The organism is Mycobacterium sp. NGS18 (genome assembly GCF_059813185.1).
In genome coordinates, this window is record NZ_JCALEC010000024.1 from 1 (window position 1) to 9,949 (window position 9,949).

Sequence of the window (9,949 nt, forward strand, 5' to 3'; positions counted from 1 at the left end):
GTTCCCGTACGTGTTCTGCGACGCCACGTTCTGCAAGGTCCGCGTCGGCGCCCACGTGGTATCGCACGCCCTGGTGGTGGCCACCGGGGTTTCCATCGACGGCACTCGCGAGGTGCTGGGCACCGCCGTCGGTGACAGTGAGTCCTTTGAGTTCTGGCGTGAATTTTTGGCCAGCCTCAAGGCCCGTGGGCTCACTGGGGTGCATCTGGTGATCTCTGACGCCCATGCCGGCCTGAAGGCCGCCGTCGCTCAGCAGTTCACCGGATCATCGTGGCAACGCTGCCGGGTGCATTTCATGCGCAACCTGCACGGTGTGGTTGCCGCCAAGCACGCGCCGGCGGTCACTGCGGCGATCAAGACGGTCTTCGCCCACACCGAACCGGCCGAGGTCGCCGCTCAGTGGGACCAGGTCGCCGACACCTTGGAGCCGACATTTCCCAAGGTGGCGGCGATGATGGCCGAGGCCAAGACCGACGTCCTGGCGTTCACCGCATTCCCGCGGGCGCACTGGCAGAAGATCTGGTCGAACAACCCGATCGAGCGGCTCAACAAGGAGATCAAGCGCCGCGCCGATGTCGTGGAGATCTTCCCGAATCCGGCGGCGTTTCTGCGTTTGGCCACTGCCGTGGTCATCGAAGCCCACGACGAATGGCAAGTCACCCGCCGCTACCTGTCCGACATCTCCATGGCCGAGCTACGCAAAGTCATCGCCGCCAAACACGCCGCCATCACCGAACCGCTCGCCGAGCAGCGCCAAATCGCCTAGCATCGCCCATGACTCGTTGATCACCACGCGTGACTCACGCCGATCCGAAGTCCACCACCCCACGGGGCACTGCCGAGCCATCGCGAGGAACAGCGTGAGTTGATAGGCGCTATTGATAATGGTCAGCCGCGGCGGCTTCAATTCAAATGCGCTGTGTTGAAGCAGCGTTGTGGCCGAGAAGGCCAGCCACGCTGCCGCGCCGACGGCAATAGCCAGCCATACAGACCGGCCGCCGGCGGCCGCAAAGGTGACCTCGACGGCGACCGCCAGCCCCACCGCCGTCACAGTGTTGGCTACAAATAGTTGAGCCATGTTCCGCCTGCTGGCGGCTTTGGATTGCTCGGGAGCGATGCCGGTGAGGTCCCACCATGTAGCCGCGAAGAGCTTTCCGTACCAAAGGCCGGCAACCGCCATCCCTGCGACGATTGCGGCCACTACGCCGAACCAGTTCAGCTGCATCTCACGGCTCCTCGATTGTCTTATGGAGTGGCCCCGCCATCAAGCACACCACATGTAATATACAAGTACACAATCAAAACTGAAGTTGAACGGGGCGTGCGGGGTGTCCGAGTTGCTCAACGAAGTTCTTGATGCATACGGCGGGGCTGAACGTTGGAGGTCGGTCCAAGCGATCACGGCCCGCGGCCGTTTGGGCGGTTTGCTGCCCAAACGTTTCCCCAGCAGCAAGTTGGCGAGCTTTACCGTCCGAGTCGACGTCGCCGAGCAGCGCACGATCCTTCATGACTTCCCGCACGTCGGACAGCGCGCCGTGTTCGACCGAGGTGAGGCGCGGATAGAAAACTCTGGGGGTGACCGGGTCGATGTCCGAACTGACCCTCGCTCAGCCTTCTTCGGGCTCACTGGAATCCGCCGCAACTTCCGCTGGGATCCACTGGACACGACCTACTTCGCTGGATACGCATTCTGGAACTACCTCACGGTGCCTTACCTGCTTGCCCACGACGGCGTCACCGTGACCGAAGGCAGGCCCTGCCAGGAATCCGGCCGTCGATTGCGACGGCTCCAGGCAACGTTCCCCGATGGCATGAGCACTCACTGCCGACAGCAGACCTTCTACGTCGATACCGAAGGGCTTATCCGCCGCCACGACTTCCTCGCCGAACCCGTGGGCGCCTGGGCTAACGCGGCGCTTTACTGCAGCCAGTATCGCCGCATCGATGGGATCCTTTTCCCGACCCGGCGACGTGTGGTCCCACGACTTCCGGGTCGACGTGCGCTGACCTGGCCGACTTTGCTAGCGCTCGACTTTGACGAGATTCAGATCAGGTATTGAGTCTGGGGCAAGAGACGAAGGAAGGGATGCCCGATGCGGTCTTACGGTCAGTACTGCGGCCTTGCCCGCGCACTCGATGTCGTGGGCAATCGGTGGAGTCTGCTCGTCGTGCGTGAATTGCTGACGGGCCCCGCGCGCTACGGGCAACTCCAAGCTGGGCTGCCCGGGATTTCCACCAACCTGCTCACCGAGCGTTTGCGTGAACTGGAAGAAGCCGGCGTCGTCCAGCGCCAGCTCGACAGCGACCGCAACGGTGTTGCCTACGCACTCACCTCCTGGGGGTATGAACTCCAAAGCACCGTTGCGGCGCTGGTGAACTGGAGTAAGCCCCTCATGGTTTCCGGCCCACAAGATGACAATTTCCAACCGCATTGGCTGGTGGTGGCGCTCGAGTCACTGCTCAGTAGCAAACGCTCTAGGAATGCGGCTACTGCCGGTGTTGAGGTCGACGGCACGACCTTGATCGTCCGCATCGACAGAACAGGTGCCCACGTCGGGCAAGCGGTCGACGAACGACCCAAGACCGTGCTTCGGGCCGAGCCGATGGTGATCCTGGGCCTCGCCTCCGGCATGCTCACAGTCCAGCAGGCGATCGCCGCGGGAGACCTCAGCGGCGACAAACAAGACCTCGCGGCGGTATTTGCCCCTCTTTGAAGTCACGGCTGAGTGCGGTCACCTTCTGCTACGTGGTACCGGCATGATCCAACGTCAACCCGGCGAGGCGCCGAAGAAAATGGAGATTCAGTCGTGACGTTACGCTGTGCCCGGCACTCCCTCGCGGCATATCCGATCGACTTCATCGATTCGCCAGACAAATCCGAGGTCTGACTCGTTACTCGTCCGTCCGGAATATACACCGCAGATCCGAATTTGCACCGTGATCACCGCAATACACGGGTGTAATGAGACCCACGCTTCTAGGCGGAGCCACACGGGGCGGAACTTCAGCGAGCGCCATCAGTACTGCCACGCCCATCTGTTGTCGCCGACTGGCTTGCACCACAGCGTCTGACCGTCTGGCTGTTCATGCGGTGAGCCTGGGACCATACACGGTCCCCCCGGTTCGATGTACCAGGGTGTATGTACCGCTGGATTCGGGATGACATCTGGGGTAAGTGACCACTGGTAGCCGTCGGTGGCTTCCAGTCGTGCGCAGTAGTAGAGCGTGCCGTCCGACCCGGTGCCGATACCGTCGTGGTCTAAGCACCAGGATCCGAGAGCGCCCGCCGGTGGGTACTTCGGCGTCGTTGGCGGTGGAGCAGGAGGCGGCTCGCTTGTGGTGACTGGCGCGGGCGCCTCAGGAGGTACGAGGGTTGTAGTGGGCGCCGTCGGGGCGGACTTGGCCTGGGTAGACGTTCTGGGGAGGGGTTCCTGGTCGCGGTGTGTGTCACTTGGTCGCCACAAGGCCACGCCGCCAGCGAGAAGGCCCAGTGAGACCGCGGCTGCCACGGCTGCCCAAGCGGGCCAAGAGCGTCGTTGCCGGGCTGGTTGGACTGCAGGTCCAGTAGCCACTGCGGAGTGTTGAGTGGGCGCTGTCGGGGAAGTCGCACCACCGGCAGTGGTTGCGGACGTGAACTCGCGGGCGAAATCGCAGCACAAAGGAAAGCGGTCTTGGGGGTCCTTGGCCAGGGCCCGGGCGAACACCGCGTCGAACGCGGCCAGTCTGGGATCAACGCTCGAGGGCGCAGGTGGGGGTTCGGTGAGGTGGTGGCTGATTACGGCGATCGGATTGGAGTCGGGGAACAGGGCTTTGCCTGTGAGCAGGTTATAGGCGGTGGCTGCCAGTGCGTACTGGTCGGCGCGGCCATCGATGGGCTTACCCATTAACTGTTCTGGCGCGGCGTAGGCGACAGTGCCCACCGTGAAGTTGGTGGCGGTCAGGCCGGCAGGGTCGTCGAGGGGCCGCGCGATGCCGAAATCGGCGAGATAGATGCGGCGCGTTCCGTCGCGGCCGGGCTTGGCGAGCAGGATGTTGGCGGGCTTGACGTCACGATGCAGTACGCCACGGTCATGGGCGTGGTCTAGTGCCTCCGCGATAGCCACTGTCAGCTGTGCGATTTCGTCGGCGGGGGCGCCCGCCTGATATCGCCCGAGGAGTGCGGCGCCGTCGGTGCCGTCCACGTATTGGGTGGCGATCCAGAGCTTGCCGTCGGCGTCGCCTCGGTCGTAGACGGTAACGATGTTGGGGTGATCAAGGCCGGCGACGGAGTCGGCCTCGCGGATGAACCGTCGTCGGAAGGTGTCGTCGGCGGAAATCTCCGGGCGGAGGATTTTCAGGGCTTCCTGGCGAGGGAGTCGCGGGTGCTGGGCCAGGTAGACCTCGCCCATGCCGCCACTGCCGAGCTGCCGCACAATGGTGTAGCCGGCGAACTGTTCGCTCGGCCGCATCGTCATGGCGGCGATCCTACTGCCGTTATGCCACTGCGCCCGAGGTCCCGCTCGCTTGACCGCCGAGGAAATCGCCGACATCGAAGACGGCGGCGACATCGACATCGAAGCCGTGCTAGCCGCCGAGGCCACCGAGCGCGCCGGGTCGGCGAACATTTCCTACTTCGCGTTCACCGCCACCCCAAAGGCCAAGACACTGGAGCTGTTCGGCCGCAGGCCTTCTCCCGATGAGGTGCCGGCACCGTTTCACGGCTACACCATGAAACGGGCCATCGAGGAGGGTTACATCCTCGACGTGCTGACCGGATACCACTCGTTCAAACTGGCGTTCCGGATCGGGCAGAACGCCACCCACTCCGGGGAGGTTGATCAGGCGCAGGCCACCAAGGAGGTGATGCGCTGGGTCAAGCTCAACCCGCAGACGATCACCCAGAAAGCCGCGATCATCGTCGAGCACTTCCGCGCCAACGTCGCCGGCCTGCTCGACGGGCACGCCAAGGCGATGGTCGTCACCGACTCCCGCAAGGCCGCCGTGCGCTACAAGCTCGCGATCGACACCTACATCGCGCAAAAGGGCTACGGCTACGGAACCCTGGTCGCATTCTCCGGTGTGGTGACCGACGCTGAGTCCGGTCCCGGCGACTTCTCCGAGGCCACCATGAATCCCGGGGTACGTGACCTGCGCACCGCATTCCACGGCGACCAGTACAAGGTCATGATCGTCGCCAACAAGTTCCAGACCGGGTTCGATCAGCCCCTGCTGTGCGCCATGTACGTCGACAAGATCCTCTCCGGTGTCACCGCGGTACAGACCCTCTCGCGACTCAACCGCACCTACCGCACCCCGTCAGGACTGCCCAAGACCGCCGTGATGACCCAGGTCGTCGACTTCGTCAACGAGCCCGCCGCGATCGGGGAGGCGTTCGAGCCGTACTTCACCGACGCATTCCTGGAAACCGAGACCGACCCGAACCTCGTGCACGATCTGGCCGCCAAACTCGACACCGCCGGCATCTACACCCAAGCCGAGAACGACCAGTGCGCAGAAGCATTCGTGAAGGCTAAAGGCAACAATGCGCTGGCCGCGGCGGTCGATCCGGGCATGAAACGCTTCGCCGAGCGCTACCAGGCCGCACTGATCCACAACGGCGGCGAAGGCGACAAAGCCGCGCTGGCGGAACTGGACATGTTCCGCAAGGACGTCGGCTCATTCGTGCGCCTATACGACTTCATGTCGCAGATCATCGACTACGGCGACCCGGGGTTGGAGAAAAAGCAGATCTACCTGCGCCACCTGGAACGAGTCATCCAGCCCGACAACTACACCGCACCCATCGACCTGACCGACGTCGTACTCAAACAGGTCAAACAAGTCGACCAGGGCAGAATCGACATCAGCCTCGGAGCACGGGTCGGACTGTCCGGGGTGACCGCCGCGGGCTCCGGTGAGAAGCGCGACCCGACGATGGTCGCCTTCCAACAGGTCCTCGACCGGCTCAACGACCTGATCGGCTCCGAAGACTTCACGGAATCACAACGGATCTCGTTCCTCGAAGCGCTGCTGCGGACCCTGCTTGACGACCACGCACTGGTGCAGCAGGCAAAGGTCAACTCCGCCAAACAGTTCATCGAATCACCCGACTTCGACGACGCCGTCACCGGTGCCGTCGCCGACAACCAAGGCGCACACGAGAAGATGAGCGACTACTTCTTCACCAACGCCCCCGGCCGCACTCACCTGATCTCCGACATCGCGAAGTGGTTCTACCGGGTCGTTGCTTCGGAGGGTGAGGATCTCGCGTCGCGGTGACGAAAACAGCAGCGGCACTTGAGGTCGCCAGACGGTTAGGCAGCGGGCACTGATGGGTGTTATTGACCACTGGTCGTTGACCTGCGGTTTGCCGAGGCCATGTTTCCGGCAGTGAAAAAGCCGGTCTGGGGCTAGGCGGACATAGCTGGCCTCTGTCGGCGCGGCGACGGACGGAGGGTCACCAGAGACCCGATGCGGGCTCCTAGTCAAGGTGGTCTATCGCATGGCGTCGATAAGATCAGCGCGCCGATAGTATGTGCGAATGGGCTACGAGTATGAAGACCTGGACGACAGCCAGTTCGAGAGACTCGTGGTACAGGCCATGCGGAAGTTGTTTGGTGCCGGGGTTCAGGAATTCGCAGCGGGACGGGACGGTGGACGCGACGCTCTCTTCAACGGAACTGCCGAGCGCTTTCCCAGCTCTACGTACCCGTGGACCGGGAAGACGGTTGGGCAGGCGAAGCACACCAACGCTCTCAATGCTCACTACAGCGATCCCGACTTCAGCGGCCCGGCGGAGAGTTCCGTCGTTACGAAAGAGCTCGAACGGATCAAGAAACTCGTCCAAGCTGGAGACCTTCAGAATTATATCCTCTTCAGCAACCGCCGACTCGGAGCTATCACATCGTCAAACCTTACGAAGCGGATAGCGAACGAGGTCGGCATCGTCGAGGAGCGTGTCTTCCTCGCCGGCCTTGAGTACCTCGATCAGATGCTCCACGAGCATCCCAATCTGATCACGTTGGCACGAATAACCCCTGCTGATGGGCCGCTGATCGCATCCAGCCACGACTGCGCCGAGGTGATCCTCGCTATCTCGGCGGCCCTCTCGACGCCGCCGTCTGTTGGCACACCTGAGCCCGTCGAGCGGGTGTCTTACGCAGAGAAGAACCGATTGAATCAGATGTCCCCGGAATTCGCCGAAGACCTGGCCAAGCGCTATTTGATCGAGACTCAGCGGATTGAGTCTTTCCTCGCCGATCCCGGGAACGCTGAAACTCGGATGCGCTATGAGTCAGCGGTGGAAGATTTCCAGCTAAAAATCATCGCCCATAGACAGGAATATCAGTCGTTCGATCACATGTACAACTACTTGGTTGACTTGCTATTTAAGCGCGATGGCGTTCTAGCCCGCCACAAGCGATTGACTCGGGCACTTATCTTTTACATGTATTGGCACTGCGACATCGGAAAGACTCCTGATGCTGCGGCCTAGCAAGCATTCACACCCGGACCAGACGGTGTTGGCGGCTGCAACCGTGCTTCTACGGAAACTCCGCCGTGACCGCGCCGTCCAGTTCGACGAACTCAAACAAGCGATCGATAAGCGAGCAAGTGGCGCTGATTACTTGTTCGCCCCTGCCGTCAGCCTTCTTTACCTCATGGGTCTCGTCGAGTATCGTTCGACGGCAGACGTATTCGAGTACACGGGTCAGTGATGAAGTTACGACGCCTCTATTCAAATCAGCCGAGCGTATTCTCTGCGATCGAGTTCAACTCCGGCCTCTCCGCAGTGCTTGCCGAGATCCGTGTTCCGGAAAATCAAATGCTCGATACTCATAACTTAGGGAAGACTACGGTAGGGGAGCTGATCGACTTCTGCCTCCTTAAGGGGAAGTCGCAGTCATTCTTCCTGTTCAAACATTTCGATAAATTCGCTCAGTTCACATTTTATCTGGAAGTTGATCTCGGAGAGGGAAAATTCCTCACAATAGCCCGGCCAGTTGATCCCGGTTCGAAGATCGACCTTCTCCGCTCGGATACTCCAATCGACGATGCAGGCACCGTCGGCGTGTCTGACTGGGATCACGTGGCCCTCCCCTTCGCACGGGCCAAAAGTCTTTTGAATGGCATATTCGGATTCGAACGCCTTCAACCGTGGCCGTACCGCAAGCTGGTTGGGTATCTGATTCGATCCCAAAAAGATTACCTTGACGTATTCCAGTTGGGTAAATTCTCCGGTAAGCACCAGGACTGGAAGCCTTTCGTAGCCCACCTGCTCGGGCTGACAGCCCAGCCAGTTATCGAACTTTACGAGAAGCGCGAGGACTTGACGGCTGCTGAGAACAGGTTGGGCGAGCTAACGCGGGAGTGGGGCGGCGACGAAGTCGACATCTCACTGATCGATGGTCTTCTTGCGGTCAAACGGCGCGAAGTCGATGCGAAGTCAACCGCACTGGAGAGCTTTCAGTTCGGTGCGGAGGACCGCAGGCGGACGACTGAGGTTGTCGAACAGGTCGAAGCGCAAATCGCCTCCCTTAACGAAGAATTTTACAGACTCACTCAGCTAATTACCCGGATCGAGGAGTCTCTTGGGGAGCAACAGATCCTATTTCGACCTACCGAGGCGGAACACCTATTCGCAGAGGCCGGTATTGTCCTGGGCAATCAGATTAGGCGCGATTACGAACAACTTATCGCCTTCAATCACGCCATCACGGCAGAACGCCGCGTTGCTCTCACTGAGCAGCAGCAGGAAGCGGTATCCCGCGTCGACGAGATCGCCTCGCGACTCGACGAACTCAACCAATCGCGCACCGAGTCACTCGAGTTCCTCCGTGAGGCCGACTCGCTGATGAAATTCCGGGAGCTTTCACTAGAGGTCGCCGGGGACCAAGCGGAGCTGGCCACGCTTGAAGCGCGACGAAGCGCAGCTACCAGGCTGATGGAACTCAGGCGGGATATGCGAACATTGTCAGAGGAGTACGGTCAGCTGATGACAGTTGTCGAGGACGACATCGAAGCCGTGAGCAAGGACGAATCAAGTCGGTTCGCTGAATTCCGTCGCTTCTTCACCGAGATCGTTCACGAAGTGCTGGGCCAAGACGCCGTTCTAGCAGTCCGCATGAACAGCGCAGGCGGACTGGACTTCACCGCAGAATTTGTAGGCAATTCTGGAATTGCTACGAGCGGTGACCGTGGAACTTCGTACAAGAAACTCCTCTGCATCGCGTTCGACCTCGCATTGCTTCGCTCAAACCTTGATGCGGCCTTTCCGCGGTTCGTGTATCACGACGGCGCTCTAGAGCAACTTGAAACTCGAAAACGCGAGAAGTTGATCGGAGTGTTCCGGAGCTACGCTCAACTTGGAATTCAGCCGATAATCTCTTTGCTAGACACGGATCTTCCAGCTCCGCTCGGAGAGTCGCCCGGCACTCTGGAAGAAGGCGAAATTATTGCACTTCTCCATGATGAGGGAGATGATGGCCGCCTGTTCAAGATGCCTGCGTGGTAGGGATGAACCGATATCCGAGCGTACAGCTATTGACGTAGACGTCGACTGGCTCGACAGGGTACGGATGGTCGGCAGGCCACCGGGTACCTACCGCCGATAAACGCGGAGACATTCTGAGTGCTCAAGCGCGTCACTTTTGTCGCGATCTAAACAGTCTGTCGTGTAACGCGATTCGTAGCCCCCCGATCACGGATGTATAGCACAAGTGCCGCAACATGCCGGGGTCTGCTACATGGAATGGGTGCACCGAGATCCCCGCGAGTGCCAGCGGCAGGGACACATCGACAACCATCCGCAGGACACAGTTGGTCATTAGCGGCGCCGGCTAAGACTGCAGTCGATCGCCCTACGGTCCGGTGTCCTCTTAGTCGTCGGACGCGGACTACCGGCTTACTCATCCCGTCGACCTACATATAGCCTGCAGAGACGGTGGCCGTAGTACGGTACGCGTGGTGG

9 protein-coding genes are annotated in these 9,949 nt (G+C 60.8%); 7 read left to right on the forward strand and 2 right to left on the reverse strand.

Features of this window, described 5'->3' with window-relative positions; genetic code table 11:
* Positions 1–766, forward strand: a 766-nt coding sequence (locus AC5Y31_RS21655; RefSeq protein ID WP_499982932.1) for an IS256 family transposase, incomplete at its 5' end; no start/stop codon positions are given.
* Here the strand turns inward: AC5Y31_RS21655 and AC5Y31_RS21660 are convergent.
* Entirely contained in the window at positions 695–1,225 is a 531-nt protein-coding gene (locus AC5Y31_RS21660) for a DUF1761 domain-containing protein (protein WP_499982934.1), read from the reverse strand. The genes AC5Y31_RS21655 and AC5Y31_RS21660 overlap by 72 nt on opposite strands.
* 103 nt (positions 1,226–1,328) lie before the next feature.
* Between AC5Y31_RS21660 and AC5Y31_RS21665 the strand changes: the two genes are divergently transcribed.
* Positions 1,329–2,060: a hypothetical protein gene (locus tag AC5Y31_RS21665; RefSeq protein WP_499982936.1), complete on the forward strand. Its 732-nt coding sequence runs from the start codon at positions 1,329–1,331 to the stop codon at positions 2,058–2,060.
* Positions 2,061–2,093: 33 nt separating this feature from the next.
* Positions 2,094–2,714: a winged helix-turn-helix transcriptional regulator gene (locus tag AC5Y31_RS21670; protein WP_499982938.1), complete on the forward strand. Its 621-nt coding sequence runs from the start codon at positions 2,094–2,096 to the stop codon at positions 2,712–2,714.
* Between the two features lie 303 nt (positions 2,715–3,017).
* Here AC5Y31_RS21670 and AC5Y31_RS21675 read toward each other — a convergent pair whose 3' ends face one another.
* Positions 3,018–4,454: a serine/threonine-protein kinase gene (locus AC5Y31_RS21675; protein ID WP_499982941.1), complete on the reverse strand. Its 1,437-nt coding sequence runs from the start codon at positions 4,452–4,454 to the stop codon at positions 3,018–3,020.
* A 49-nt stretch (positions 4,455–4,503) separates the two neighbouring features.
* On the opposite strand from AC5Y31_RS21675, the gene AC5Y31_RS21680 reads away from it, so the two are divergent.
* The 4 genes from AC5Y31_RS21680 (at position 4,504) to AC5Y31_RS21695 (ending at position 9,493) form a co-directional block, all read left to right on the forward strand.
* On the forward strand, positions 4,504–6,258 hold the full coding sequence (locus AC5Y31_RS21680) for a type I restriction enzyme subunit R domain-containing protein (protein WP_499982942.1): 1,755 nt from the start codon (positions 4,504–4,506) through the stop codon (positions 6,256–6,258).
* A 262-nt stretch (positions 6,259–6,520) separates the two neighbouring features.
* On the forward strand, positions 6,521–7,474 hold the full coding sequence (locus tag AC5Y31_RS21685; RefSeq protein WP_499982944.1) for an ABC-three component system protein: 954 nt from the start codon (positions 6,521–6,523) through the stop codon (positions 7,472–7,474).
* Positions 7,461–7,697, forward strand: a complete 237-nt coding sequence (locus tag AC5Y31_RS21690) for an ABC-three component system middle component 8 (RefSeq protein WP_499982946.1) — start codon at positions 7,461–7,463, stop codon at positions 7,695–7,697. The genes AC5Y31_RS21685 and AC5Y31_RS21690 overlap by 14 nt, the downstream gene beginning before the upstream one ends.
* A complete protein-coding gene (locus AC5Y31_RS21695; protein WP_499982948.1) occupies positions 7,697–9,493 on the forward strand; it encodes a DUF2326 domain-containing protein in 1,797 nt (598 codons plus the stop codon). Before AC5Y31_RS21690 ends, AC5Y31_RS21695 begins: the two co-directional genes overlap by 1 nt.
* Positions 9,494–9,949: the final 456 nt, after the last annotated feature.